Below are 26,036 nucleotides of genomic sequence, written 5' to 3'. Positions count from 1 at the left end.
AACAGCAAATGGTTTAATCCGCGAGGCAACATAATGCAGCCTCATCACCGGAATCAGATAGGATAAAAACACCGGAAAGCCCGGTATCCATAGGTCCGGTGATATCCACAGCGGCCTGGTTCAGTGGCTGCCCGTTTTCGAGAACATGCAGTGGTAGCTGAACCGGTGGATTTTCAAAGAGCATTAACTGGTCAAAAAGCGACTGTTCCGGCAATAATATACGAATACCATATTCGTTAAACAGCAACTTTGCTTCCAGTAGTGGCTTCAGCTCATATTTACCAAGGGGAATCAGCACCTCCACCTGGCTATCCAGGCAACGCTTCAGCATTTCATGGGCAAAGGCCGGTGAAACCGCTTGTGGTATGCGCACGTAATTTCCGCTCCGAAGCAACACCTCGGGCATTTCATCCGCTGCACCGAACACCACCCGGTGTGTTGCTGGCAGTAGGCGTGCCAGTCGTTGTGCGAGTGGTTTGGTGCCCTGGGTAATTAAGGTATAATGCGCCATGTACCTGTCGATTATTTAGCTAATTAAACCGTCTTTCATGTGCACGATGCGGTCGGCCATAGCCGCCAGCTCCTCGTTATGTGTCACTACGACAAATGTTTGATTCAACCGGTTGCGTAAATCCACAAAAAGCCGGTGCAGTGCTTCCGCATTTTCGGAGTCAAGATTCCCCGAAGGCTCGTCGGCAAGAATGATCGACGGATTGTTGATCAGCGCACGTGCCACGGCCACACGCTGCTGTTCTCCCCCGGAAAGCGCTCCGGGCTTATGGTCTGCACGCTGACGCACGCCGAGCAGATCGAGTAGTTCCATGGCCTTTTCCTCTGCCTGCTTCCGATCTGTTTTCTTAATAAACGCTGGAATGCATACATTTTCCAGGGCCGTAAATTCGGGCAACAGGTGGTGGAACTGGAACACAAAACCGATATGTGCGTTGCGAAAAGCACTCAGCTGTTTGGCCGAAAGCGTACCGATATCCATATCCTGGATCCGCACGGTGCCACGGTCCGGCTTATCAAGCGACCCCATAATATGGAGGAGCGTACTCTTACCGGCGCCCGACGCGCCGACGATGCTCACCAGCTCACCCCTGGCTACATCCAGGTCCACGCCCTTGAGAATGGGCAATGCGCCGTACGACTTAAAAATCCCTTTCGCCTGTAGCATGTGGCGAAGGTAGCCAATTTTTGGCGTTTCCCTTGACCATTCCCAATTAAAACACTACTTTTACGCCAAATTTCTCACAAATGAACATTCACGAATATCAAGGCAAAGAAATACTGAAAAGTTTCGGTGTACGCGTGCAGGAAGGCATCGTGGCTGAAACGCCTGAACAAGCTGTGGAAGCAGCCAAAAAGCTGAAAACGGATTACAATTCGGACTGGGTGGTCGTTAAGGCCCAAATCCACGCCGGTGGACGTGGAAAAGGCGGTGGTGTAAAGCTTGCCAAGAACCTGGACGAAGTAAAACAACGGGCTACCGATATTATTGGCATGCAGCTGGTTACCCCACAGACCGGGCCGGAAGGCAAAAAGGTAAATAAGGTATTGATTGCCCAGGATGTTTATTATCCCGGCGAAAGCGAGACCAAAGAATTTTACATGAGCGTACTGCTCGACCGCGGCCGCGGCCGGAACATCATCATGTATTCAACGGAAGGCGGTATGGACATTGAGGAAGTCGCCGAAAAAACCCCTCACCTGATTTTCAAGGAAGAAGTCGACCCGAAGGTAGGACTGCAGGGATTCCAGGCCCGGAAAATTGCATTCAACCTGGGCCTGAGTGGTGCAGCCCTTAAAGACATGACTAAATTCGTGGCAGCGCTCTATAAGGCCTACGATGCGACTGATTCTTCACTTTTCGAAATCAACCCCGTACTGAAGACCTCAGACGACAAAATACTGGCAGTAGACGCCAAGGTTAATTTAGATGAAAACGGCCTTTTCCGTCATCCGGATTATGCCGCACTGCGCGACGTTGCGGAAGAGGATCCTACCGAAGTAGAGGCAGGAAAATCCAATCTCAACTATGTGAAGCTGGATGGCAACGTGGGCTGTATGGTCAATGGTGCCGGACTGGCTATGGCCACCATGGATATTATTAAGCTGGCCGGCGGTGAACCCGCGAATTTCCTTGATGTTGGCGGTACAGCCAATGCGGAAACGGTAAAAGCCGGTTTCAACATCATTCTTCAGGACCCCAATGTGAAGGCGATCCTGATTAACATTTTTGGAGGTATCGTTCGTTGCGACCGTGTAGCACAGGGTGTTATTGATGCATACCAGGAAATCGGCAATATTCCGGTTCCCATTATTGTGCGTCTGCAGGGCACCAATGCGGAGGAAGCCAAGAAACTCATCGACGAATCCGGACTGGAAGTTTATTCGGCCATCCTGCTGAAAGAAGCAGCCGAGCTGGTCACTAAAGTACTGGCTTAACCCCCGTTTTACCATAAAACGGCGTTAGGTCAGTGCTGATCGTAAAACATAAACCTCCACAACCTGGAGGTTTTTTTATACCTCGGCAATTAGCCGGACACATTATACTAAGCGGATAACAGCACATGAAACACATACGTATTAAAGACCTTTTAAACGCTACTGAATACGGACAGACCGTGACGGTAAAAGGCTGGGTCAGGACTTTTCGGAACAACCAGTTCATTGCCATAAATGACGGTTCCACATTGGGAAATCTGCAGGCCGTGGTGGATTTCAGTACAATGGACGAAGCATTGCTGAAGCGGATCACCACCGGCGCAGCCATTGCTGTCACCGGTTCGCTGGTTGAATCCCTGGGCAAGGGGCAGCGGGTAGAAATAAAAGTAGCACGGCTGGAAATTCTGGGGGACAGTGATCCGGAGAAATTCCCGCTGCAACCAAAAAAGCATAGCCTCGAGTTCTTACGCGAAATTGCTCATCTACGGTTCCGGACCAATACATTCAATGCGGTATTCAGGGTGCGGAATGCGCTATCGTTCGCCATCCACCAATTCTTTTTCGAACGTGGGTTTGTATACCTCCATACACCGATCATTACCGGTTCAGATGCAGAAGGTGCCGGAGAAATGTTTAAAGTGACTACGCTGGATTTCGACCATACGCCCCGCAACGAAGACGGATCGGTTGATTATAAAGAAGATTTTTTCGGAAAGCCCACCAACCTTACCGTTTCGGGCCAGCTTGAGGGGGAACTGGGTGCCATGGCCCTGGGCAATATTTATACGTTCGGCCCAACCTTCCGGGCGGAGAATTCCAACACGACGCGCCACCTGGCCGAATTCTGGATGATCGAACCGGAGATGGCGTTCTATGAACTTCAAGACAATATGGATCTGGCTGAAGAGCTGCTTAAGTACGTGATCCGTTTTGCACTTGACCACTGCCCGGATGAAATCGAGTTTCTTAAAAACAGGTTACTCGAAGAAGAAAAAGCAAAACCGCAGCAGGAACGGTCGGAAATGGATCTGGTAGCCAAACTGAATTTTTGCCTGGATCACGAATTCGAGCGGCTTACCTACACGGAAGCCATTGAAATTCTGCAACGCAGCAAACCCAACCAAAAGAAGCAGTTCAAATACCTGATTGAAGGTTGGGGGGCCGACCTGCAATCGGAACACGAGCGGTACCTTGTGGAAAAACACTTCAAAAAACCGGTTATCCTCACGGATTATCCGGCAGACATCAAATCGTTTTACATGCGGATGAACGAACCCGATGATCAAGGAAGATTAACCGTTGCCGCCATGGATATCCTATTTCCCGGTATCGGCGAGCTGGTGGGCGGTTCGCAACGCGAGGAGCGGTATGACAAATTAATTGATCGAATGCATAAAATGGGTGTTCCGACTGACGAAATGGATTGGTTTCTGGACACACGGAGGTTTGGTACGGCACCACATTCCGGATTCGGGGTGGGCTTTGAGCGCCTGGTACTTTTCGTAACCGGCATGACCAACATCCGGGACGTCATTCCATTTCCGAGGACGCCAAACAATGCGGAATTCTAACTGTTGGTGAGCCGGTGTCAGGTGATTAGTCGATAACAGCGTATGCTACTTAAACTATACGAAGAAAATCCTAACATGAAGGCCATCCAGCAGATCGTGGATGTCCTGAAAAGGGGCGGACTGATCATTTATCCCACAGACACGGTATATGGCCTTGGCTGTGATATCCGTAATCACCGGGCAATCGAACGGGTATGCGAGCTGCGGGGACTTAAACCAGAGAAAGCGAATCTCTCCTTTGTCTGCTATGACCTCACGGATATTGCCCAATACACCAAGTCGTTTGATACGGCAACGTTCCGGGTACTGAAAAAGGCGTTACCTGGACCGTTTACCTTTATTTTCAATGCTAGTGGACAGGTCCCCAAGTTGCTAAGCAATAAAAAGCGGACGGTCGGGATCCGTGTACCTGACAATAACATCGCACGTGAAATTGTGCATCAGCTGGCAAACCCCATTGTTTCGGCATCCATACATGACGAAGATGAAATCGTTGAATATTCCACAGACCCGGAACTTATTCATGAAAAATACGGCGATTTGGTTGACATTGTTATTGATGGCGGGTATGGGGGCAATATTGCTTCCACCATCGTGGATGTAACTTCCGGCGATTTTGAAATTATGCGGGAAGGCAAGGGAGATCTGGGTTTGTTTTTGTAAATTAGGCGTTCATAACTCGAACCCGTAACTTCAGCTCCGTTCATGCGCAAACAAATCAAACAATTTTTCGAAGCAGATTCCGCAAGTGGCATTACACTGCTGGTTTTTCTTATTATTTCACTACTCATTGCCAATTCTCCTCTGGGAGCGGGGTTTGAAGCACTATTGGGTCGCCAAGTAGGCTTCGAGACACCTTCCATACACCTGAAATACAGCCTATTGAATTGGATAAACGACGGCCTGATGGCTGTGTTTTTCCTGATGGTAGGAATTGAAATTAAACAGGAACTTGCTCACGGACAGCTTTCATCTGCCAAAAAAGCCTCGTTACCCTTTTTCGCCGCAATGGGCGGTATGCTGATTCCCGCCGGTATTTATGTGTTGCTGAATAGTCATACCGAAACGCAGCACGGCTGGGGAATCCCCATGGCCACGGATATTGCTTTTGCCATTGGTATATTATCCATCCTGGGCAACCGCGTTCCTATCGCAATGAAGGTTTTCCTGACCGCACTGGCTATTGTGGATGACCTCGGCGCCATACTGGTCATCGCGGTTTTCTACACAACGGAACTTCAGAGCACCTACCTGCTCTATGCCCTGGGCATTTTCCTATTGATGATGTTCATGAACCGGATGGGCATCAAATCCATCTGGCTTTACCTGCTACCCGGTCTTTTCATCTGGTATTTTATCCATCATTCAGGCATCCACGCTACAATTGCCGGTGTGCTCACCGCTTTTGCCATACCCATTAAAGGTAAACAGGGTGGCCCCTCCCCAATCCAGACCGTGGAGCATGCCATCAGCACCCCAGTCAATTTCATTATTATGCCCCTTTTCGCCCTGGCTAATACCAACATCCGGTTTGAAAGCGGCATGGTTGAAGGGCTTGCCAGCCCACTGGGCCTGGGAATCATTGCCGGGCTCGTGCTGGGTAAACCGCTTGGAATTACACTGTTTTCATGGATTGCCGTACGGCTGGGAATCAGTGAACTCCCCAAAGGCACGCCCTGGGTACAAGTGCTGGCCATCGGCTTAATGGGAGGGATCGGGTTTACCATGTCTATCTTTATTGCGTTGCTTTCTTTCAGCGATGCCGGCCACCAAACGGAAGCCAAATTCGCTATTCTGATCGCTTCCCTGGTATCGGGCGTGGCAGGTTACCTGATTTTAAAGAACCTGGGTGCATATTACCTTAAAAAAAACCAGCAATCATCTGCCAATGGTTGAACTTCCGTTCCTTTGATTAACCAGTGTCTCCGTCTCACAACCGGACACCCCGGCGTTATCCCGGGATCGATTCAGTATATATCCTGGCCAGCGATGAGCTATTGCCGGTCATGCGGGAATGGATAAGCCCGTGTTCCTGCAGAATGTCCGCGGAAAAGCCATGATCACCGGTGAAAGCATCTGGGACATCAAAAAGCAGCTTGATTCGGCACCACCAAACTCCACCAATATTTCCCGAAAACCCGGCCCGTGTTGCAGGCCGTGCTATCAGGTTTGTTTGTTTGATACTATTGGGCTTTTCCGAAAAGCCACTGCAGCATAACGGGAATTATCCTGCAGTGGCGGAAGAAAAAGTAACGGAAATCACCAGGTAACCGGCGACCTATTTTTCCAGGGCTTTACGCACACTCGGGGCAATCTTTGTACCGTAAATCTCAATGGATTTCATCATATCCCGGTGATCAGGCGCCCCCATATCCATGTGTGCTGCAAAACGGGTCAAGCCGAACATTTCCTGCACATGCAGTATCTTGTCAATTGCCTGTTCGGCATCACCGATGAATAACGCTCCCGGCTTCGACCGGCCAAAATCAAACTGCGTCCGCTGATAGGGAGGCCACCCCCGTGACCGTCCCACACGGTCCATCTGTGCGGCATAGATCGGATAATAATGGTCGGCGGTCTCCTGACCGTTTTCACCAAAGAATGCATGTGCGTGTATGCCCACCTGATAGTTGGCCACATCGTGTCCGCTGGCGATGTACGTTTCTTTATAGAGTTCAAAAAACGGTTGGAATTGCTGTGGTGATCCGCCAATAATGGCAATCATCAACGGCAGCCCCAGCTTGGCAGCACGGACCACAGAGGCCGGTGTACCCCCAACGGCAACCCAGATAGCCAATTGATTGTTCAATGCACGGGGAAGAACCTGCTGGTTGTTGAGTGCCGCACGGAAATTACCCTCCCAGGTAACCCGATCTTCCCGGTTGATCTTCACCAGTAAATCCAGCTTCTCTTCAAACAGTTTATTGTAGTCCTCGAGCCGGTAACCGAACAGCGGAAAAGACTCGGTAAAACTTCCCCGGCCAGCCATGAGTTCGGCGCGGCCATTTGAAAGCAGGTCAATTGTCGAAAAATGCTGGTAAAGCTTGACCGGATCAGATGAACTCAGCACCGAAACCGCACTTCCCAGTTTAATCCGCTTGGTCACGGTAGACGCGGCCGCCAATATAATCTCGGGGCTGGACACTACATAGTCCGGCCGGTGATGTTCACCGATACCGAAGTAATCCAGTCCCACCTCATCCATTAATTTAATCTCTTCGATAATTTCCTGTAATCGCTGCTGTGGCAATTGCGTTTTCCCGGTAACCGGATCGATGTGCAGATCGCCAAACATACTGATGCCTAATTCCATAATATGCCTTTCTATTGATATGCAACAAATATACGGGAGGTTAATCGGTCAATTTTTAACCTAGGTTAAGAAATGCAGTCCCTTGGTATCCGGGAGGTAGCATATGCATTATAACAGCACAATGTCTTCGATCACCACCTGCCCCACGTGCTCATTCATCCGCCCGATAATCTGTGAACGCATGAGCAGCAGCTCGTTTTTGATTACTGCCGATTCCACATTGATGAATAACTTGCGATCGCGGATATACAGGCGTTTGGTCCGGTTAGCAATAGCCTGTCCCATTAATTCCGGCCATGCGGCAATTAACGCCGTTTCATCGAACTTACGCCGAAGTTTGTACACTTCGAGCATTTTCTCTACTGCTTCTTTGATGGTGATGTCTGACCCTCTGCTCATGTCGTTTCCGGGTTAACCGTACCCGCCTCGATTTCAAATATGCGCGCTTTCCGGTTTATCTCACCAAAGATACGATTTATCTGCTGTGCGTTAGTGCCGGTAAGAAAAATCTGGCCGAAATCATCGTCGGACACCATCTGCATCAGCTTCCGGATCCGCTTATCGTCCAGCTTATCAAAAATATCATCCAGCAGCAGCAATGGTTTAAAACCCTTCTGCTGTTGCAAAAAGCTATATTGGGCTAGTTTAAGGGCAATCAAAAAAGATTTCTGCTGTCCCTGTGAACCGAATTTTTTAAGCGCCAGCCCGTCGTGGATGGAAAACAGCAGGTCGTCTTTATGGATGCCAACGGTGGTACGCTCCAATAACCGGTCGCGGTCCAGCTGCTGTTCCAGCAGGTCCATGAATGACCCCTGCATCAACGGCGACTCGTACGTCAGCGAAACCTGTTCCGCTGCATCTGTCAGAAACTGATAATGGCGGTTGAATTCCGTAATGAATGCGTCCATAAAAAGCTGCCGCTTTTCGAAAATAGCTTCCCCGGATTTCACCAGCTGCATATTGAGAACATCCAGCAGCCCCAGGTCCAGTTTGGAGCCGCGGGTTGCCTGTTTCAGCAGGCTGTTGCGCTGGATCAGGCAGCGGTTATATGCGATGAGCTCATCCAGGTAATGTGAATCGGTCTGCGACAGCACCTGATCCATAAAGCGCCGCCGTTCTTCACTCCCGTCGGTTACGATAGCCGAGTCACTGGGCGAGACCATCACCAGCGGAAAAAGACCGATATGATCGGCCAGTCGTGTGTATTCTTTTTTGTTTTTCCGGAATTGCTTTTTCTGGTTGCGTTTCAGGCTGCAGGAAACCGTGTCGGCCTGGCCGGCTGCCTCAAAGACACCCTGTACCATAAACCAGTCACCCCCACTGCGGATCTGCTGCGAGTCAATCGGATTAAAGTAGCTTTTACAAAGGGAAAGGTAATGAATGGCATCGAGCAGGTTGGTCTTTCCCGCACCGTTATCGCCAGTGAAGGCGTTTACCTCGGGCACAAATTCCAACGCGGCCTCCGCGTAGTTCTTAAAGTTGAGGACAGAGAGTTGCTTCAGCCACATACCCTACAAAGATAGGCGTTTTGCTGGCTATTTGGCAGACGATTTAATCTCTTCAAATTCCACAAACTCACCGGCATTTTTCGCTCCTTTTTTGGTCTGCTGTGGGGGTACATAGTCAATATGAACCTTTCCGTCAGGTCCGGTCCGCCGATGGGCCTGTTGCTGGTAGGGGTTGCCGTTTTGATATTGCTGTTGTGCGTTGCTCATCACTTTTTCTGCCATCTTACGCATCGCATACGGAAAAATCAGCCGTACAATCATACGTACCAACCATAAAATCGCAATCGCAACAAGCAAAAATTTCAGTAATCCCATAGCTGCTCAATTGTTAATGACACAAACTTAACCAAAAATAAAAGAAAAAAGAAGATTTTCCCCGAAGGGCCGGTGATTTTTACGTTCTTTAACGCCGCGCTGACAATTCCGCTGTTCAGGCCTTGGCCTGATGCACGGCCTGTTCAAACTCGACCTGCCGCTGTGTACCAATGATATAAACCAGCCCGTCGCGGTCAGTTAACCAAACTGCATCCTTGCCGCCCGCATAAAATTTAATCCGCCCCTTTTGGTGGAGGTTATATACCGAGTTGTTAATAAAGAACTTACTGTAAGGCTTGCACTCTATTTTAACAATACTGTTCAGGTCGATCTTTACCAGCCGTGTAGTCCATAACCCACTCAGCCGGATACTGCCCTTAACCACCACAATGCGGTAGTGGAGCATGTACATCATGATGATGGATACCACCAGGATGGCGCTACCAACCAACAGGAAGAGCTGGCTCTCGCTTTCGCGCTCAATATTGATATAATATGCGATAAAACAAAACAACGCCAGCACCAACCGCACACTTACCCACCCGCGATCGCGCCCCAGGTACTGGTTTTCCGTAAATATTGGTTTTTCCTCCATGCCTAATTGCACGCTAATGTAAGTACTTTTTTCGTTATGGCGGTAATTTTATAGTGATCGGCCATCCGGTAAGGAGCCACCCACAGGATATCCCCATTGCCGTTGACGACCAGGGGTACCTCCTGTTTTTGGTATCGGGGGATTTTCAGCGAAATAAAAAAATCGCTCAGCTTTCGGGTGCCTTTCATCCCCAGGGGCCTGAATACATCGCCACGTTGCCAGCTGCGGATTTCCAGCGGAAAGATAAGCTTATCAGCATCCAGCTGAACGGCGTGCGGATGTGGGTGTATGGCCACATCGTCTGTCAGCGTTGCCTTAAAATGATAATTTGCCCAGCGGACCCCGGCTTCCGGTGATTCCAGCACGGCAGATTTCCCGTCACTTCCACCGGCCGGGACCAGGATAAGCTGACCGCGGTCGACATGCAGTACGTGGGTAGGCGAGGCAAACTGTTTCCCCGGGATGCTGCCCGGCAATGCCCCGGCCAGGTCGCGTAGCACAGCGTCGGTAAAATGAAACGGGCGGAACAACTCATAAAGCAGGAACTGCTGGGGCTGCAACGCCAAAAGCAGATCAATCGGGATGGTCCATGACGTCGGGTTCAACGGCTTGAACAGCTCATTACGCAACTGCTCCACATGATGCTGTACCACTTCGTAAGCCGCCGCAAAATGCGTCATATTTGCACCAAAGGTGCGGTCCAGCTCCGGATTCAGTTCCTTTAACCGGGGAACCACCTCCAGGCGGATCTTGTTACGGGCGTATTTGGTGGCGTAATTTGATTCGTCATCGCGATAGGCCAAACCCAGCTGCGCTACGGCTTCCGTCACTTCCGCGCCTGTTAAAAACAATAACGGCCGGATGATCCGCCCCCGTTTCGGCTGAATCCCTCCCAACCCGGCCAGTCCGGTGCCCCGCACCAGGTTTAACAGTACCGTTTCCGTGCTGTCGCTCTGATGCTGGGCGACGGCGATATAATCATACCCCTGCGTAGCGCGGGTAGTTTCAAACCATTCATAACGCAATTCCCTGGCAGCCATCTGGATGGAAATGCCCTGCTGGCTGGCATAGTCCGCCGTAGGAAACGCAGCCCGGTAAAAGGGTACTTCAAATTCCCGGGCCAGGTTATGCACCAGTACCTCATCGGCATCCGAGGCCTCCCCCCGCAGGCCAAAATTACAGTGAGCAATCCCAACGCGGTACCCCGCCTGCACAAACAGGGTGGCCATCAGAACGGAATCCCTGCCCCCGCTTACCGCCAGCAAAATGCGGTCAGCCGGTGTGCACAGTGCCTGCGTGCGCAGCTGATGAACAAACCGTTCCTGTATATTCATATTGTCAAAGGTACGCGATATTTATGTACTTTTGCCCCTGTGAAAAAGTTTCCGTTGCTCCTGATTCTCGTTACCCTGGTGTGCGCGTACGGGCATGCACAGGACGATCAGCTTCGGCTCATCTCCTCTTCGCATAGCCGGCTCAACGCCTCCACGGGCAACATCATGAATTACCGTCCGGTATACGAGCATCAGGGCTCTACCCTTTCAGCGGATAGCGGATACATTTACAACGATGAGTTGGGCCGGCAGTTTTTTGATGCCTTCGGAAAGGTGATTATCACCCAGCCGAATGGTACGGTCATCTATGCCGACAAACTGCATTACACAGCGGAAACCCAATTGGCCACACTCACCAACAATGTACGGATGGTAGACGACGATGCGGTGCTGACTACCAATTTCCTGACCTACAACATGAAAAACAGCATTGGCACCTACACCGGCGGAGGCCGGATCGTCAATGCCACCGATACCATCACCAGCCAGAACGCCTATTATTTTGATAACACGAAAGATGCTTATTTCCGGCATGATGTCGTCGTCCGTACACCTAATGTAAACATCTTCACCGACACGATGCGATATAATTCCGCGTCGAAGATGACTTATTTTTACGGGCCAACCAATATCAAGGGCCACGACGGGGAAAACCTCTATACCGAGCGGGGACAATACAATACGCAGACCGAACAGGCCTGGTTTGACAGCAACAACCTGTACACGGAAGGCAGCCGGTTCCTGCGGGGTGACAGCCTCTATTACGATGGAAAATCGGGCAATGGACGGGCAGTGGATCATGTGTTGTTTATCGATACGGCCGATCAGTTTTTTGCCTATGGCGGCATTGGCATCTATCAGCGCGAAAACGAATCGATTACCATGACCAAGAATCCGCTGGTAATCACGGTGACACGGAACGACCCTTCCCCTCCCGACAGCACAGTTGCGGTACCCGGAGATAGCCTGGCGGTTGACAGCCTTACCCGATTACCTTCACAGCCGGATAGCCTGCGGCAGGACTCCGTTGCCAGGGACACCCTGCTTTCGGAACGCCCGGCGGTGGATTCCCTTTACCTGACGGCCGATACGCTCTTCTCCCAGCTTATTCCGCTGAAGGCATATATCCCACTGCAGTTTAACCTCGACCGCGAAGGCGGCGACCTCGTGGTGGTTGACGACGAACGCCAGGATTTTACGGTGGACAGCCTCGGCAATACAGATTTCATCGATGACACCGGCTTCATCGACGGCACGGACAGCCTGGGTGCAGACAGCCTGCAAGTTTTACCGGACAGTCTCGGATTACCACCCGCCGCTCCGTCGGAACAACGTGCTGACACCAGCCGTTCCGCACCGCAAATTACGGATACACTGACTAATAGACCCGACTCGTTGAATGCCGATACAACTGCAAAAACTGCAGAGGCCCTCCTTGAAACACACCGCAGGCGTGTGGAAGCCGTGGCGGCCCCTCCCAAAGACAGATCCCAGCTGGAGCAGCTTGCAGCGGATAGTACGTTGCGTGCGCAGGCGATCATCCCCGTAGGCGGCGAAGCAGACAGCCTCATGGCCGATGCGGTAGCCGCCTCAACGCGCGGGATAACGGACACCCTGGCGAAAGATTCCCTGGCCAGCGATACGTCAAAAACCCGGATCGTGAAAGCGTACTACAATGTACGGCTGTATAAATCCGACCTGCAGGCCGTAGCCGATTCGCTGTATTACGGATATCCGGATTCCATGATGCGTTTTTTCGGCCACCCGATGATCTGGGCGCAGGGCTCGCAGCTTACCTCCGACACCATTTACATGCAGATCCGCAATGAAAAACTGGACAATATGCTGATGGTACGAAATGCTTTTTTGGTTAATACCCAGCTTGATTCAAGCAGGTTCAACCAGATAAAAGGGCGGCGCATTACCGGATTCTTTGCAAATAATGCACTGGAACGGCTGTTCGTTGACGGCAATGCCGAAAGCATCTACTACAATGTCGACGAAGAGAAACAGGTGTTTACCGACATGTATCATAACCGCAGCAGCAGGATCAAGATACTGGTAGACAGCAACGAAATTACCCATTTTATTCCCATCAGTGGTGTTGATGGCAAAGTATATCCACTGCGCCTGATTCCGCAGGAAGCCGAAATCCTCGACGGCTTTGTATGGAAACCGGGCGACCGGCCAACCTCTAAAGCGGACCTGCTGATCCGCAGGCGCACACGGGAAGGCGAAAGCGCAATCACCGATGAACCGGACGAGGCCGGAATACCTGATGCAGCACCGGCGGAAGCCCCACCAACGGAACAACCGGCAACAGCCCCTCCGGAAACACCGGAGCCGTCACCGGATGACGATGGATCCTAACCGTACGCTAACCCCGGTTACGAAGTACTGCGTCGGTTACTGAGCCGCACCAGTTTCATCCGGGGAACCAGCGATTTCATGACCACCCATGCAACCAGGTAAGCGACCGCGCAGATAGAAAACATAATCGTATACCCGGTTTCAAGCTTCCCCAGTGCATCGTAATGGTCGAATACCGCTCCACCGAGCTTGCTGACCACCACGCCCCCCATGCCGCCGGCCATACCACCGATTCCGGTAACTGAGCCAACCGTAAAGTTCGGGAACATGTCCGACACCGTAGTGAAAATATTGGCCGACCAGGCCTGGTGTGCCGAAGCCCCGATGCCGATAAGCACCACGGGAATCCAATAGCTGATATGGCCCAGTGGCTGTGCGGCCAGCACCACCAGCGGAAACAGCGCAATAACCAGCATCGCGCGCATCCGCCCGTCGTACGGCGCATATCCCTTCCGCATAAAATATACCGGAAACCAGCCACCTCCGATACTGCCAAACATCGTCATACTATACAGCACAACCAGCGGCAGCATGATGGTCGTTCCCTCCATGCCGTACTGGGCTTTCAGGTACGCCGGCAGCCAGAAAAGAAAAAACCACCAGATGCCGTCCGTCAAAAACTTGCCAAGCGCAAACGCCCAGGTCTGCCGGTAACCCAGCAGCCGGATCCACGGCACCCGTTCCGCCTGTACCTCCTCCTGGTCGGCAGGCACCTCCATAGCCTGTTCGTCGCTTTGGATATAAGCCCGTTCCGCCGCAGACAGCCGCCGTTGCCGAGCCGGCTTCTCGTACAGCGTAAACCAGAATCCCAGCCAGAGAAACCCCACCGCGCCGATAATCAGAAACGTACTCTGCCACCCCCAGTTCAATGCCAGCCAAGGTACCGTAAGAGGCGCCAGAATAGCGCCGACGTTGGTACCTGAATTAAAAATACCCGTGGCAAAGGAACGCTCTTTCTTCGGGAAATATTCCGCCGTAGCCTTAATGGCCGCCGGAAAATTGCCGGATTCGCCGAAGCCAAGTAACGCACGGGCGATAACAAAGCCTACCACGGATACCGAAACCCCCGTGATTCCGAATATCCCCAGCACGGCAACACCCGCCTCCCCGACCGGGATGGCCAATGCGTGCAGCATAGCGGCCACCGACCACAGCACGATGGATACCGCAAAGCCCCATTTGGTGCCAAGCCGGTCGACAATGCGCCCGGCAAACAGCATGGATAGCGCGTAAACCAGCTGAAAAGCGGCCAGGATATTGGAATAATCGGTATATGACCAGCCGAATTCATCCTCCAGCATCGGATGCAGCAAACTAAGTACCTGGCGGTCGAGGTAATTGACGGTCGTGGCAAAGAACAGCAGGGCGCAGATGGTCCATCGATACCGGCCTATGCGGATGGGAGGTGTCGTCATAAAAGATTCAACTGGTTAGTATCGATAAAAGTAATAAAATTTTCGTACCCATGCCGGCACGGGCAAATCAAATAAGGAACAGGGGGAGGTCCGGTGTCCCAAATAAACCGTACCTTTGCGGCCATGATTAATATTTCCAATCTATCGCTCCGCTATGGCAAGCGGGTTTTGTTCGAAGATGTCAATTTAAAATTTACGTCAGGCAACTGCTACGGCATTATCGGCGCAAACGGCGCGGGAAAATCCACGTTCCTGAAAATCATATCCGGTGATGTCGATCCCACAACCGGATCGGTCAACTTCACACCAGGCGAACGGATGGCCGTGCTCAAGCAGGATCACTACGCCTTTGACGAGTTCTCCGTCATTGAGACAGTCATGATGGGCCACCGCGAGCTGTACGACATCATGAAAGAAAAGGATGCCATTTATGCGAAGGCCGACTTTACCGACGCCGATGGCGAGCGAGCGGGCGAGCTGGAAAGCCGTTTTGCCGAGATGGATGGATGGAATGCGGAAAGCGCCGCGGCCACACTGCTCAGTAACCTGGGCATTAATGAAAGCGTACACTATAAACTCGTTAAGGAACTCGACGGCAATCAGAAAGTCCGGGTACTGCTGGCCCAGGCATTATTCGGTAATCCGGATATCCTGCTGCTGGACGAGCCGACAAACGACCTCGATATCGAAACCATCACCTGGCTGGAGGATTTCCTGGCGGGATATGAGGCCACCGTGTTGGTGGTATCCCACGACCGCCACTTCCTGGATGCCGTGTGTACCCATGTTGTTGATATTGATTTCAGCAAGATGACCATCTACACCGGCAACTATACCTTCTGGTACGAATCCAGCCAGCTGGCCCTCAAGCAACGTGCCGATCAGAATAAAAAGATGGAAGACAAGGTGAAGGAACTTCAGGAATTTATCCGGCGGTTCAGTGCCAATGCTTCTAAGTCCAAGCAAGCCACCAGCCGTAAAAAGGCATTGGAAAAAATCAACCTGGAGGAGATAAAACCGTCCAACCGGAAATATCCGGCCATTATGTTCAACCAGATGGCCCGTGACGCGGGAGACCAGATCCTGCAGGTGGAAAAACTCGGCAAAACACAGAACGGCGAAGTCCTGTTCAAGGACGCGACGTTCATGGTGAATAAGGGCGACAAGATTGCGGTATTATCACAGAATAGCCTGGCCACCACAGCCTTTTACGAAGTCCTTACCGGTCGCGATGCGGATCACACCGGCACCTTCAAATGGGGGATTACCATCAACATCGCGGACATTCCCATGGATAATGCCGCGTATTTCGAAGGAAAGAACGAAAACCTGATCGACTGGCTCCGGGAATACTCCGCTACCGACAAAGACGAGCAATTCATCCGCGGCTTTCTCGGCAAGATGCTCTTCTCGGGCGAAGAGGTACTGAAAAAATGTTCCGTCCTTTCCGGAGGGGAAAAAATGCGCTGCATGTTTTCCCGGATGATGCTGCAACAGGCCAACTTGCTGCTCTTTGATGAACCTACCAACCACCTTGATCTCGAGTCCATTACGGCACTCAATAACGGCATGCGTGAGTTTAAGGGAGCCATGCTGTTCACTTCGCGCGACCACGAGCTGACACAGACGGTCGCCAACCGGATCATTGAGCTCACGCCCAATGGTGTTATTGATAAGCTGATGCCGTACGACGATTACATTAATAGCGACGCGGTGAAGGCTCAGCGGGAAGCCATGTACGCTGCAGGTTAGCTCAATCACCTCCGGGAGTTAAATTCCGGCCTTGCTGAGTCGCGGCAGCGCGACGCGGACCACAGCCGAATTCAACTCGCTGAGATGCTGCACATTCGTTTTAACAGGATTGGGGCGTAAGCCCGCGACAACCTTTCGTCGGGCCCATCAGTGCACAAACAGGCCAACGGTCAGGAACAGGTTATGCTGATGAAAGGTGGGGTAACCGGGAAACCGCGAGTCGAACTGCTGGAAACCATAGCCGAAGCTGAACAGGAGATCCGAGCCTTCGCCCAGCAGATGACTGTAGGTAAGTCCACCTTTCGCCAGGAATCCCTTGAAATAATCGCCGCCAATACCCGGTGCATAACCCACATTTGCCATCGCACTGAGTCTTCCAAGCATTGAAACAGCTGCCAGGGGCACCCGGAAATCCGCAAATATGGGCAGGGTATTGACCCGGCTGGTCGTACGGGTACCCTCAATTGTAGTGGACCGCCCACGGTATACATCATTACCGATACCCAGGCCCAGGTAAGCCTTGTCATAGAAATTCCGCCCAAATGCGAAATGGAACTGGTAACCGTTCATCGCATCCAAACCGCCCGAATGGCGCAGTCCCAGGATTCCCCCCGCTTCCAGCAGAGTATAGGTCGGACGCTGCTGAGCCCGCGTCGCACCCGAGCACCCGAGCAAAACAGCCAATAATAGGACATACTTTATCATAGATCAGTATAATATTTTGTAAACCAATTCCTTAAGTAACTCTCCGTGCGGAACATTCAATGCATTCACCCCTTTGGATTTCAGGTCATACATCCGCAGGTGATGGACGATGGCAAAAGTCTTCTGCCGGTTATAATTGCGTGCGGCCACCTCATACTCCCGGGTAAAAAAAGGATGAACACCCAGTTCCTTCGCCACGGTCTGTGGTGATTTATCGGCCAGGTAGTGGTATTTCAGCACCTTGATGAAATATCCCCCCATCGCGCCCAGCACCACGGGTATGGGGTTGGTTCGCGGATTCGCAGCAAAATAGTTGACAATCTGGAACGCTTTGACGGTATCCCGCTTAGCCAGCGCAGTATTCAGTTCAAAGACATTAAAATCTTTGCTGATCCCGATATGCTGTTCAACGTCCTGCGCGTTGATTTCCCGCTCCGCCGGAACATTCAGCATCAGCTTCTCCAGTTCATTCACCACTTTTGACAGGTCGTTTCCCAGGTATTCACCCATCATCGCTGCCGCTTGGGGATGAATCTGCCGTCCCTCATTTTTCAGGAACCCGGTAATCCAGGGGGCTACCTTGTCGTCGTACAGCTTTGCCGATTCAAGCACCGCACCGGCCCGTTCGGCAACTTTATACAGCTTTTTACGCTTATCAAATTTTGCGTACTTATGGGCCAGCACCAGCACCGTGCTTTTCATTGGGTTTTCCAGGTATTGCAGCAGCAGTCCGTCGTCTTTCCATTTCAAATGCTGCGCCTCCTTGACAATGATCACTTGAAAATCGCTCATCATCGGATAGCGTTTCGCGGCATTGACAATGGTAACAAAATCAGTATCCTTACCGTACAGGATCGTCTGGTCAAACCCTTTCTGCGCTTCGTCCAGCACCTGTGCCTCGATGCTGTCGCTCACCAGGTCAATGTAATAGGGCTCTTCGCCATGCAACAGGTAAACAGGCAGTAGCTTCCGCTTTTTAATATCGGCTATGATCGTATTGGCATCCATATCGTTCAATGTCCGGCGGCATGCTAGGCATCCACCTTCCAGGTCGCCAAATTAAACATTATGTTTCATCCGTAAAAGTTAAGTAAGTTTGCAGCATGTTTAGCCCCATACCGCTCAATTTACCGGCTTATCCGGCGAAACTCCGGGAAGAAAGCGGTAAGCTGTTCATTTTCGATGAGTTGCGGAAGAAGCACCTGGTGCTTACCCCCGAAGAATGGGTGAGGCAGCACTGGATCCAGCACCTCATACGCGAGAAAAAATACCCGGGCTCCCTGATCCGTATCGAGGGCGGGCTCCGGCTCAATGCCATGCAGCGACGGAGCGACCTTGTGGTGTACAACACCGATGGCGAGAAAATCCTGCTTGCTGAATTTAAATCACCCTACGTGACCATTAACCAGGCAACTTTCGAGCAGATTGCCCGCTACAACACCGTGCACCGGATTCCACTGCTGCTCATCAGCAATGGCCTCCAGCATCATTATTGCCGGATCCATTTCGACCGGAATGATTTCGAATTCCTTCCCGAACTACCGCACTACGGGGCTTGACATTTTGACAGGTAAACCGCACTGGCGTGATGTTTGTAAAACGAATATGACATCCAGCACACAAGAACATTGGATGGTTTACGTTATATTAGTCGAGTAAAACACCAGAAACCATGAGCATAGATAAAAACGAATTCAGGAAATACGCAATCAAACACCACCGGATTGGCAGCCAGCATGTAGATGGTTTTATTTCACGCGTGGAAAATAAAATGCCCACTTCACTCACGCCGTACATTATTGAAGAACGGCAGCTGAATGTTGCGCAGATGGACGTATTTTCGCGCTTGATGATGGACCGGATCATCTTTTTGGGTGACGCGGTAACCGACCAGGTAGCGAACATTATCCAGGCACAGTTGCTCTTCCTGCAATCTGCCGACGCCAACCGGGATATCCAGATCTACATCAACTCACCGGGTGGCAGCGTATACGCCGGCCTGGGCATTTACGATACCATGCAGTACATCACACCCGACGTGGCCACGATCTGCACGGGCATGGCTGCATCCATGGGGGCCGTACTGTTATGTGCCGGGGCCAAAGGTAAGCGTGCTGCGTTGAACCATTCCCGGGTGATGATCCACCAGCCTTCTGGCGGCGCACAGGGTGTAGCTTCCGATATGGAAATCAACCTCCGGGAAATGTTGAAACTGAAAAAAGAATTATATGAAATTATCTCCCACCATTCGGGCAAACCCTACGAATGGGTGGAGAAATCATCGGACCGGGATTATTGGATGACTTCATCGGAAGCCAAGGAACACGGCATGGTGGATGAGGTACTGAATTCCAAAAAACAAAAATAAAATGGCAAAGACTACCAGGGAAGTGGCCTGTTCATTCTGCGGCACCCGCAAGCAGGATGCGATGATGCTCATCGCAGGCGAGGGTGCGCACATCTGCGACCGCTGCATCACGCAGGCCGGTGAAATACTGGCCGAGGAACTGAACCTGCGCAAAAGCAAGGCACTGCAGACGACACTGAAACTGATCCGCCCCGTGGAAATCAAGGAACACCTCGATCAATATGTAATTGGCCAGGACGACGCCAAAAAGGTGATGGCAGTAGCAGTATACAATCACTACAAACGGCTCAATCAGAAGGTGGAAAAGGACGAGATCGAAATCGAGAAATCCAACATCATCATGGTGGGTGAAACCGGCACCGGCAAAACCCTGCTGGCCAAAACCATCGCCAAGATACTTAATGTACCGTTCTCCATCTGTGACGCTACGGTGCTGACCGAAGCAGGTTATGTGGGCGAGGATGTCGAAAGCATATTGACACGGCTGTTGCAGGCGGCCGATTACGATGTAACCGCCGCTGAGCGTGGCATCATCTACATCGACGAGATTGACAAGATCGCCCGCAAGAGTGACAATCCGTCAATCACGCGCGACGTATCCGGCGAGGGGGTACAACAGGCCCTGCTGAAGATATTGGAAGGCACCATCGTCAACGTTCCGCCACAGGGCGGACGCAAGCACCCCGACCAGAAAATGATCGCGGTAAACACCCAGAACATCCTGTTTATCTGCGGCGGTGCGTTTGACGGTATACAGAAGAAGATTGCCAACCGGCTGCGTACGCAGACCATCGGGTACAAGGTGAATGCGGAAGATACGGACATCGACCTGAATAACCTATATAAGTACATTACGCCGCAGGACCTGAAAAACTACGGCCTGATTCCCGAGCTGATCGGCCGTCTTCCGGTGGTGACGTACCTCAACCCACTGGATAAGGGAACCTTATTGAGTATCCTTACCGAACCGAAAAACGCACTGGTTAAGCAATACAAAAAACTGTTTGATTACGAAGACATCGAGCTTAAGTTCGAAGAGGATGTCTTTCAGTTTATCGTGGATAAGGCCGATGAGTTTAAACTGGGCGCCCGTGGCCTGCGTTCCATCTGCGAGGCCATTATGCTGGATGCCATGTTCGAGATTCCGTCAGCCAAAAAAGGCGAACAGAAGGAATTGTACATCTCGCTGGAATATGCCAAGCGCAAGTTTGAAAAGTCCGATCTTAAAAAGCTGAAAGCAGCGTAAATAAACGGCAAATGCACGATCAGAATGGCCGACGAGAAAATAAAACCGGTTAAAAGCCCGATTAGACCCGGACTGAAGACGAAGGAAGATATCGTAAACAACTGGTTGCCCCGGTATACCAGTCGGCCACTGAATGAATTTGGTGAGTATATTATACTCACCAATTTCTCTAATTATGTCAAGCTGTTTTCGGAGATGCATGACAACGCGCCCATCCTGGGGCTCGACAAGCCGATGCAGAGCGTTACAGCCGCAGGCATTACCATCATCAACTTTGGCATGGGCAGCCCGATGGCAGCTACGATTATGGACCTGCTGTCGGCCATTGCGCCGAAGGCGGTCCTCTTTCTCGGCAAAGCGGGCGGACTCAAGAAGAAAAACAAGATCGGCGACCTCGTGCTGCCGATTGCAGCCATCCGGGGTGAAGGTACATCGAATGACTATTTCCCCCAGGAGGTACCCGCCCTGCCCGCATTCGCCCTCCAGAAAGCCATTTCCACCACCATACGCGATTATTCATTGGACTATTGGACAGGTACGGTCTACACCACCAACCGCCGGGTATGGGAACACGATAAAGCATTTAAAAAATACCTCAAAAGTATCCGCGCCATGCTGGTCGACATGGAAACGGCGACCATTTTTTCCGTCGGCTTTGCCAACAAGATTCCCACAGGCGCATTGCTGCTGGTGTCCGACCAGCCCATGATTCCCGAAGGGGTGAAAACCGTGGAAAGCGATTCCAGCGTAACAGCCAGGTTTGTGGAGACCCATCTCAAAATCGGCATTGATTCGCTGAAACAGCTGATTAATAACGGCCTTACCGTAAAACACCTGCAATTCTGATTTAGCCTCGCCGGGGGGGCGTTACTTTTTTCTTGATAAAAAAGTAACCAAAAAATCAAGGCTATGAAGCTCCGGTTGCAGCTGATTGCAAAGCATTTATTGCGCGGATTGCAGCCGCTACGCTTTTTCAATCCGCTTGGTTATTGCTGGTCCGCACGTCATTGCACATGCGTTGCTGCTCGCTGCTTCCCGATGCTTCAAGGCCGTTTACCTCCGCGCATGGCCATAGCCGGACGAAGCACCAGCCCTCCGTTCCGCTTAAAATGTCGCATGGGAGATCTTACGGCTTGCAGTGGGATGCACTACCGCTGTAGCAAGAGATCCAAGCGGCGAGTCTTTGGTTACTTTCTGCGGAAGAAAGTAACACCAATTATCCCAATCACCAATTAAACCCGAGTAGCAAATAGAAAAAAGAATAAACAGGTTATATTACCGAGAAAGGAAGCACCAGCCCTCCGTTCCGCTTAAAATGCCGCATGGGAGATCTTACGGCTTGCAGTGGGATGCACTACCGCTGTAGCAAGAGATCCAAGCGGCGAGTCTTTGGTTACTTTCTGCGGAAGAAAGTAACACCAATTATCCCAATCACCAATTAAACCCGAGTAGCAAATAGAAAAAAGAATAAACAGGTTATATTACCGAGAAAGGAAGCACCAGCCCTCCGTTCCGCTTAAAATGCCGCATGGGAGATCTTGCGGCTTGCAGTGGGATGCACTACCGCTGTAGCAAGAGATCCAAGCGGCGAGTCTTTGGTTACTTTCTGCGGAAGAAAGTAACACCAATCACCCCTATCACCAATTATTCCTATTTTTGTACTAATCACCAACATAATAGCATCATGTGGTACAACAACATCCTGGAAACCATCGGCAATACGCCGCTGGTGAAGCTCAACCGCATCACCAAGGCCGTCAGCGGTACCATCCTGGTGAAAGTGGAGACCACGAACCCCGGTAATTCCATCAAAGACCGCATGGCCGTAAAGATGATTGAAGACGCCGAAAAAGCAGGCCTGCTGAAACCAGGCGGCACAATCATCGAGGGTACATCGGGCAATACAGGTATGGGGCTGGCCATCGCGGCGGTAATTAAGGGGTACAAATGTATTTTCACGACAACGGACAAACAGTCCAAGGAAAAGATCGACGCCCTGCGCGCTTTTGGCGCGGAGGTAATCGTATGCCCTACCAACGTCGACCCGGAAGACCCGCGTTCCTATTATTCGGTGTCCAGCCGGCTGGCGCGTGAGATCCCCAACTCCTGGAAGGCCAATCAATACGACAACCTTTCCAACACACAGGCCCACTATGAGCAGACCGGTCCCGAAATATGGACACAAACTGAAGGAAAGATCACCCACCTGGTGGTTGGTGTAGGTACCGGTGGCACCATCAGCGGTGCCGGCAAATACCTGAAGGAACAGAATCCGGCCATACAGGTCTGGGGTATCGATTCCTATGGCTCGGTATTCAAAAAATACAAGGAAACGGGAATTTTTGACAAAAGCGAAATCTACCCGTACATCACGGAGGGAATCGGTGAGGATTTCCTGCCGAAAAATGTCGATTTCGGGGTGATTGATCACTTCGAGAAAGTAACCGATAAGGACGCGGCATTAATGACCCGCGAAATTGCCCGCCGCGAAGGTATCTTCGTGGGAAATTCAGCGGGGGCAGCCGTAGCCGGATTACTGCAGCTTGCCGACCGGCTTACCGACAACGATGTAGTGGTGATTATTCTGCACGACCATGGCTCACGTTACATGGGAAAAATGTTCAATGAAGACTGGCTCCGCGAACGCGGATTCCTCGCTGACGAAAAGCTGACCGCGCAAAGCATCCTGAAAAAACGGGGTGAAGTACCGCTCGTCATGGCCGATGTGGAGCAATCCGTCCAGGAAACGTTCAACACCATGAAAACGCTCAATATTTCCCAGATTCCGGTAACGCAGCAGGGCATGGTAATCGGTAAGGTCACGGAATCGGATATCCTGAATGCCCTGCTGGACAACCCTGCGCTGAAATCCGCCCAGGTCCAGGAAATCAGCACGCCTCCCTTCCCTTTCGTTGACCTCCGTACGTCAATTGATAAGATTTCCTCATTGATCCACAAAGACAATCAGGCAGTGCTCGTGGAAGACGAATACGGACAGATTGCGATCATTACGCAATACGACATTATCAATGCTATTTCCGGATAAAAGAGAAATGCAGGTGGATTAACCCGTTTTCGGATCGGCTTCTATCCGCCGGATATTGGCTCCCAGCGCCTGCAGCCGGGCCTCAATATGCTGATATCCCCGCTCGATCTGTTCGATATTATGGATCACGGATTTTCCCTGCGCTGAAAGCGCGGCAATGAGCAGTGAAACCCCCGCGCGGATATCCGGTGAGGTCATTTCGATGCCCCGCAGCTTAAACGCTTTGTCCAGGCCCATCACGACAGCGCGGTGCGGATCGCAAAGGATGATCTGCGCGCCCATATCAATAAGCTTGTCCACAAAAAACAGCCGGCTCTCAAACATCTTCTGATGGATCAGCACATTGCCTTTAGCCTGTGTAGCCACAACAAGCACGATACTGAGCAGGTCGGGTGTAAAACCCGGCCAGGGTGCGTCCGAAATGGTCAGGATGGAGCCGTCAATGAATGTATCGATGGCATAACTATCCTGGGCAGGGATGAAAATATCATCGCCCCGCAGCTCGAACCGGATACCAAGTTTGGAAAAGACGGAAGGAATAATACCCAGCTCGTTAAAGCGGACGTCCTTGATGGTGATCTCGGAGCCGGTCATGGCCGCCAGTCCGATAAATGAACCCACTTCGATCATATCAGGCAGCATGCGGTGTGTGGTACCGCCCAAACTGTCCACCCCTTCGATGGTCAGCAGGTTGGAGCCAATGCCGCTGATTTTTGCGCCCATGCGGTTCAGCATGTGGCAAAGTTGCTGAAGGTAAGGTTCACAGGCCGCATTGTACAGCGTGGTTGTACCCTGGGCAAGTACCGCTGCCATCACGATGTTGGCAGTGCCCGTTACCGATGCTTCATCCATCAGGATATAAGCACCCTTCAGGTTGGTGGCATCCACATTAAAAAAATGGGTGTCAGGATCGTAGTGAAACTTGGCGCCAAGCCGTTCAAAACCCAGAAAATGGGTATCGAGCCGCCGCCGGCCAATCTTATCGCCACCCGGTTTGGGAATTGCCGCCCGGCCATACCGGGCCAGCAGCGGGCCTACGATCATGATCGATCCGCGCAGGCCGCCCCCTTTGGCCTTAAATTCTTCCGATGTGAAATAATCGAGATCAATTTCGTGTGCCCGGAACGTATAGGTGTCCCCATTCACGCGGTTAACCTCCACGCCCAGCTCGCCCAGCAGCTCAATGAGCTTATTAACGTCTTTAATGTCCGGGATGTTGCTAATGGTGATTTCCTCGTCCGTCAGCAGCACGGCCGACAGTACCTGTAAGGCCTCATTTTTGGCTCCCTGCGGTACAATAGTGCCACGCAGTGGTTTCCCGCCGTATATTTCAAATGCATTCATCGTTGACCCATGAAATGTGCCTGCACGCCGTTGGCGTTTCGCACGTTAGTGCCGCTTGCCTTTCTGTTTCTTCTGGTTCTGGACTTTTTTACCTTTTCCGTTTCCGTTCTGGAGGTTGGTACCGCCTTTGGTCCGGTTACCGGGAGGCGGGGTTTTGAAATCGAGTTTCGTCAGGCTCACGTCAGACTTAAGCTGCAGCTCGCCTCCGGATAATTCCCGGAGGTCGCCGATGATCAGCTCGTCATCCACGGAATCCTTATTCCATGTCAGGTAAGCCATTTTCATGAAATTGGCGATGGCCAGGGTCATGTGCTGGCGCTTCTCCGAATCAGGTACGGCTTTCGCCTTCTCGATCATGCTTTCGATGGTGTGTCCGTAATGCTTATACCGGATGCGGTGCTGGGGGTATCCCAGCGGGTCCGGCTTCGGATGGATAGCCTCCGGTTCCGGTATGGGATACGGCGAGTCCACATCGATCTGAAAATCGGACATGATGTGCAGGTGGTCCCACAGCTTATGCTTAAAGTCAGCCACGTCACGCAGATGTGGATTCAGGAATCCCATCATATCGATCACAACCTGCGCATGGCGGTTGCGTTCTTCCTTGGTTGGCAACGTGCAGATGTAGTTTACCATATTCTGTACGTTGCGGCCATATTCCGCCAAAATCAGTTTAGGCCGGGTGCTGTTATAGTCGAATTCCATA

24 protein-coding genes are annotated in these 26,036 nt (G+C 51.5%); 11 read left to right on the top strand and 13 right to left on the bottom strand.

Annotated elements, in window-relative coordinates:
* Positions 1–13: 13 nt before the first annotated feature.
* Both NEV57_RS13870 and NEV57_RS13865 read right to left on the bottom strand, forming a co-directional pair.
* Entirely contained in the window at positions 14–511 is a 498-nt protein-coding gene (locus NEV57_RS13870; RefSeq protein ID WP_257658931.1) for a hypothetical protein, read from the bottom strand.
* A gap of 15 nt (positions 512–526) precedes the next feature.
* On the bottom strand, positions 527–1,177 hold the full coding sequence (locus tag NEV57_RS13865; protein ID WP_257658930.1) for an ABC transporter ATP-binding protein: 651 nt from the start codon (positions 1,175–1,177) through the stop codon (positions 527–529).
* Between the two features lie 80 nt (positions 1,178–1,257).
* Here NEV57_RS13865 and sucC point away from each other — a divergent pair, with 80 nt between their 5' ends.
* The 4 genes from sucC (at position 1,258) to nhaA (ending at position 5,915) form a co-directional block, all read left to right on the top strand.
* Positions 1,258–2,448, top strand: coding sequence for an ADP-forming succinate--CoA ligase subunit beta (gene sucC, locus NEV57_RS13860; protein ID WP_257658929.1), 1,191 nt, complete (start codon positions 1,258–1,260; stop codon positions 2,446–2,448).
* 125 nt (positions 2,449–2,573) lie between these two features.
* Entirely contained in the window at positions 2,574–4,019 is a 1,446-nt protein-coding gene (gene asnS, locus NEV57_RS13855; RefSeq protein ID WP_257658928.1) for an asparagine--tRNA ligase, read from the top strand.
* Between the two features lie 42 nt (positions 4,020–4,061).
* Positions 4,062–4,682 carry an L-threonylcarbamoyladenylate synthase gene (locus NEV57_RS13850; RefSeq protein ID WP_257658927.1) on the top strand — a complete coding sequence of 207 codons (621 nt, stop codon included), beginning with the start codon at positions 4,062–4,064 and terminating at the stop codon, positions 4,680–4,682.
* Between the two features lie 42 nt (positions 4,683–4,724).
* Positions 4,725–5,915 (top strand): Na+/H+ antiporter NhaA, encoded by a 1,191-nt coding sequence (gene nhaA, locus NEV57_RS13845; protein ID WP_257658926.1) that lies wholly within the window; start codon positions 4,725–4,727, stop codon positions 5,913–5,915.
* 382 nt (positions 5,916–6,297) lie between these two features.
* On the opposite strand, the gene NEV57_RS13840 is transcribed toward nhaA, so the two are convergent.
* The 6 genes from NEV57_RS13840 to tilS form a co-directional block, all read right to left on the bottom strand.
* Positions 6,298–7,332: an LLM class flavin-dependent oxidoreductase gene (locus NEV57_RS13840; RefSeq protein ID WP_257658925.1), complete on the bottom strand. Its 1,035-nt coding sequence runs from the start codon at positions 7,330–7,332 to the stop codon at positions 6,298–6,300.
* Positions 7,333–7,440: 108 nt separating this feature from the next.
* Positions 7,441–7,731 carry a DciA family protein gene (locus NEV57_RS13835; protein ID WP_257658924.1) on the bottom strand — a complete coding sequence of 97 codons (291 nt, stop codon included), beginning with the start codon at positions 7,729–7,731 and terminating at the stop codon, positions 7,441–7,443.
* The gene (gene recF, locus NEV57_RS13830; RefSeq protein WP_257658923.1) at positions 7,728–8,840 is read right to left on the bottom strand and encodes a DNA replication/repair protein RecF; all 1,113 of its coding nucleotides are present in this window, start codon (positions 8,838–8,840) and stop codon (positions 7,728–7,730) included. Before recF ends, NEV57_RS13835 begins: the two co-directional genes overlap by 4 nt.
* A gap of 27 nt (positions 8,841–8,867) precedes the next feature.
* Positions 8,868–9,155, bottom strand: coding sequence for a DUF4834 family protein (locus NEV57_RS13825; protein ID WP_257658922.1), 288 nt, complete (start codon positions 9,153–9,155; stop codon positions 8,868–8,870).
* A 115-nt stretch (positions 9,156–9,270) separates the two neighbouring features.
* On the bottom strand, positions 9,271–9,750 hold the full coding sequence (locus NEV57_RS13820) for a hypothetical protein (RefSeq protein WP_257658921.1): 480 nt from the start codon (positions 9,748–9,750) through the stop codon (positions 9,271–9,273).
* A gap of 2 nt (positions 9,751–9,752) precedes the next feature.
* Positions 9,753–11,084: a tRNA lysidine(34) synthetase TilS gene (gene tilS, locus NEV57_RS13815; RefSeq protein ID WP_257658920.1), complete on the bottom strand. Its 1,332-nt coding sequence runs from the start codon at positions 11,082–11,084 to the stop codon at positions 9,753–9,755.
* 39 nt (positions 11,085–11,123) lie between these two features.
* On the opposite strand from tilS, the gene NEV57_RS13810 reads away from it, so the two are divergent.
* Positions 11,124–13,454 carry an OstA-like protein gene (locus tag NEV57_RS13810; RefSeq protein ID WP_257658919.1) on the top strand — a complete coding sequence of 777 codons (2,331 nt, stop codon included), beginning with the start codon at positions 11,124–11,126 and terminating at the stop codon, positions 13,452–13,454.
* A 17-nt stretch (positions 13,455–13,471) separates the two neighbouring features.
* On the opposite strand, the gene NEV57_RS13805 is transcribed toward NEV57_RS13810, so the two are convergent.
* Entirely contained in the window at positions 13,472–14,869 is a 1,398-nt protein-coding gene (locus tag NEV57_RS13805) for an MFS transporter (RefSeq protein WP_257658918.1), read from the bottom strand.
* Positions 14,870–14,992: 123 nt separating this feature from the next.
* Between NEV57_RS13805 and NEV57_RS13800 the strand changes: the two genes are divergently transcribed.
* Complete coding sequence (locus NEV57_RS13800) at positions 14,993–16,621, top strand: ABC-F family ATP-binding cassette domain-containing protein (RefSeq protein WP_257658917.1); 1,629 nt, start codon at positions 14,993–14,995, stop codon at positions 16,619–16,621.
* 147 nt (positions 16,622–16,768) lie between these two features.
* Here NEV57_RS13800 and NEV57_RS13795 read toward each other — a convergent pair whose 3' ends face one another.
* Positions 16,769–17,326 carry a hypothetical protein gene (locus NEV57_RS13795; protein ID WP_257658916.1) on the bottom strand — a complete coding sequence of 186 codons (558 nt, stop codon included), beginning with the start codon at positions 17,324–17,326 and terminating at the stop codon, positions 16,769–16,771.
* Between the two features lie 3 nt (positions 17,327–17,329).
* On the bottom strand, positions 17,330–18,334 hold the full coding sequence (gene holA, locus NEV57_RS13790) for a DNA polymerase III subunit delta (protein ID WP_257658915.1): 1,005 nt from the start codon (positions 18,332–18,334) through the stop codon (positions 17,330–17,332).
* A gap of 95 nt (positions 18,335–18,429) precedes the next feature.
* Between holA and NEV57_RS13785 the strand changes: the two genes are divergently transcribed.
* The 5 genes from NEV57_RS13785 (at position 18,430) to NEV57_RS13765 (ending at position 23,986) form a co-directional block, all read left to right on the top strand.
* Positions 18,430–18,885 (top strand): type I restriction enzyme HsdR N-terminal domain-containing protein, encoded by a 456-nt coding sequence (locus tag NEV57_RS13785; protein ID WP_257658914.1) that lies wholly within the window; start codon positions 18,430–18,432, stop codon positions 18,883–18,885.
* A gap of 113 nt (positions 18,886–18,998) precedes the next feature.
* Complete coding sequence (gene clpP / locus NEV57_RS13780; protein ID WP_257658913.1) at positions 18,999–19,694, top strand: ATP-dependent Clp endopeptidase proteolytic subunit ClpP; 696 nt, start codon at positions 18,999–19,001, stop codon at positions 19,692–19,694.
* Between the two features lies 1 nt (position 19,695).
* Positions 19,696–20,940 carry an ATP-dependent Clp protease ATP-binding subunit ClpX gene (clpX, locus tag NEV57_RS13775; protein ID WP_257658912.1) on the top strand — a complete coding sequence of 415 codons (1,245 nt, stop codon included), beginning with the start codon at positions 19,696–19,698 and terminating at the stop codon, positions 20,938–20,940.
* A gap of 24 nt (positions 20,941–20,964) precedes the next feature.
* Positions 20,965–21,786: an AMP nucleosidase gene (locus NEV57_RS13770; RefSeq protein ID WP_257658911.1), complete on the top strand. Its 822-nt coding sequence runs from the start codon at positions 20,965–20,967 to the stop codon at positions 21,784–21,786.
* An 838-nt stretch (positions 21,787–22,624) separates the two neighbouring features.
* Positions 22,625–23,986, top strand: coding sequence for a pyridoxal-phosphate dependent enzyme (locus NEV57_RS13765; protein ID WP_257658910.1), 1,362 nt, complete (start codon positions 22,625–22,627; stop codon positions 23,984–23,986).
* 18 nt (positions 23,987–24,004) lie between these two features.
* On the opposite strand, the gene murA is transcribed toward NEV57_RS13765, so the two are convergent.
* Positions 24,005–25,330 carry a UDP-N-acetylglucosamine 1-carboxyvinyltransferase gene (murA, locus tag NEV57_RS13760; RefSeq protein WP_257658909.1) on the bottom strand — a complete coding sequence of 442 codons (1,326 nt, stop codon included), beginning with the start codon at positions 25,328–25,330 and terminating at the stop codon, positions 24,005–24,007.
* A gap of 45 nt (positions 25,331–25,375) precedes the next feature.
* The gene (locus NEV57_RS13755) at positions 25,376–26,035 is read right to left on the bottom strand and encodes a DUF4290 domain-containing protein (RefSeq protein ID WP_257658908.1); all 660 of its coding nucleotides are present in this window, start codon (positions 26,033–26,035) and stop codon (positions 25,376–25,378) included.
* Between the last annotated feature and the right edge of the window lies 1 nt (position 26,036).

Source organism: Parapedobacter lycopersici (genome assembly GCF_024643285.1).
Classification (GTDB): domain Bacteria; phylum Bacteroidota; class Bacteroidia; order Sphingobacteriales; family Sphingobacteriaceae; genus Parapedobacter; species Parapedobacter lycopersici.
Note: the sequence above shows the minus strand (reverse complement) of the source record. Positions and strands in the feature narration are given on the sequence as shown.

Coding starts and splice junctions, on each gene's coding strand:
- sucC (WP_257658929.1), top strand. CDS start 1,258: ATGAACATTCACGAATATCAAGGCAAAGAAATACTGAAAAGTTTCGGT.
- nhaA (WP_257658926.1), top strand. CDS start 4,725: ATGCGCAAACAAATCAAACAATTTTTCGAAGCAGATTCCGCAAGTGGC.
- NEV57_RS13765 (WP_257658910.1), top strand. CDS start 22,625: ATGTGGTACAACAACATCCTGGAAACCATCGGCAATACGCCGCTGGTG.
- NEV57_RS13805 (WP_257658918.1), bottom strand. CDS start 14,869: ATGACGACACCTCCCATCCGCATAGGCCGGTATCGATGGACCATCTGC.
- NEV57_RS13835 (WP_257658924.1), bottom strand. CDS start 7,731: ATGAGCAGAGGGTCAGACATCACCATCAAAGAAGCAGTAGAGAAAATG.
- tilS (WP_257658920.1), bottom strand. CDS start 11,084: ATGAATATACAGGAACGGTTTGTTCATCAGCTGCGCACGCAGGCACTG.
- asnS (WP_257658928.1), top strand. CDS start 2,574: ATGAAACACATACGTATTAAAGACCTTTTAAACGCTACTGAATACGGA.
- clpP (WP_257658913.1), top strand. CDS start 18,999: ATGAGCATAGATAAAAACGAATTCAGGAAATACGCAATCAAACACCAC.
- NEV57_RS13755 (WP_257658908.1), bottom strand. CDS start 26,035: ATGGAATTCGACTATAACAGCACCCGGCCTAAACTGATTTTGGCGGAA.
- NEV57_RS13865 (WP_257658930.1), bottom strand. CDS start 1,177: ATGCTACAGGCGAAAGGGATTTTTAAGTCGTACGGCGCATTGCCCATT.
- clpX (WP_257658912.1), top strand. CDS start 19,696: ATGGCAAAGACTACCAGGGAAGTGGCCTGTTCATTCTGCGGCACCCGC.
- holA (WP_257658915.1), bottom strand. CDS start 18,334: ATGGATGCCAATACGATCATAGCCGATATTAAAAAGCGGAAGCTACTG.
- NEV57_RS13850 (WP_257658927.1), top strand. CDS start 4,062: ATGCTACTTAAACTATACGAAGAAAATCCTAACATGAAGGCCATCCAG.
- NEV57_RS13870 (WP_257658931.1), bottom strand. CDS start 511: ATGGCGCATTATACCTTAATTACCCAGGGCACCAAACCACTCGCACAA.
- NEV57_RS13785 (WP_257658914.1), top strand. CDS start 18,430: ATGTTTAGCCCCATACCGCTCAATTTACCGGCTTATCCGGCGAAACTC.
- NEV57_RS13795 (WP_257658916.1), bottom strand. CDS start 17,326: ATGATAAAGTATGTCCTATTATTGGCTGTTTTGCTCGGGTGCTCGGGT.
- recF (WP_257658923.1), bottom strand. CDS start 8,840: ATGTGGCTGAAGCAACTCTCTGTCCTCAACTTTAAGAACTACGCGGAG.
- murA (WP_257658909.1), bottom strand. CDS start 25,330: ATGAATGCATTTGAAATATACGGCGGGAAACCACTGCGTGGCACTATT.
- NEV57_RS13825 (WP_257658922.1), bottom strand. CDS start 9,155: ATGGGATTACTGAAATTTTTGCTTGTTGCGATTGCGATTTTATGGTTG.
- NEV57_RS13840 (WP_257658925.1), bottom strand. CDS start 7,332: ATGGAATTAGGCATCAGTATGTTTGGCGATCTGCACATCGATCCGGTT.
- NEV57_RS13800 (WP_257658917.1), top strand. CDS start 14,993: ATGATTAATATTTCCAATCTATCGCTCCGCTATGGCAAGCGGGTTTTG.
- NEV57_RS13820 (WP_257658921.1), bottom strand. CDS start 9,750: ATGGAGGAAAAACCAATATTTACGGAAAACCAGTACCTGGGGCGCGAT.
- NEV57_RS13770 (WP_257658911.1), top strand. CDS start 20,965: ATGGCCGACGAGAAAATAAAACCGGTTAAAAGCCCGATTAGACCCGGA.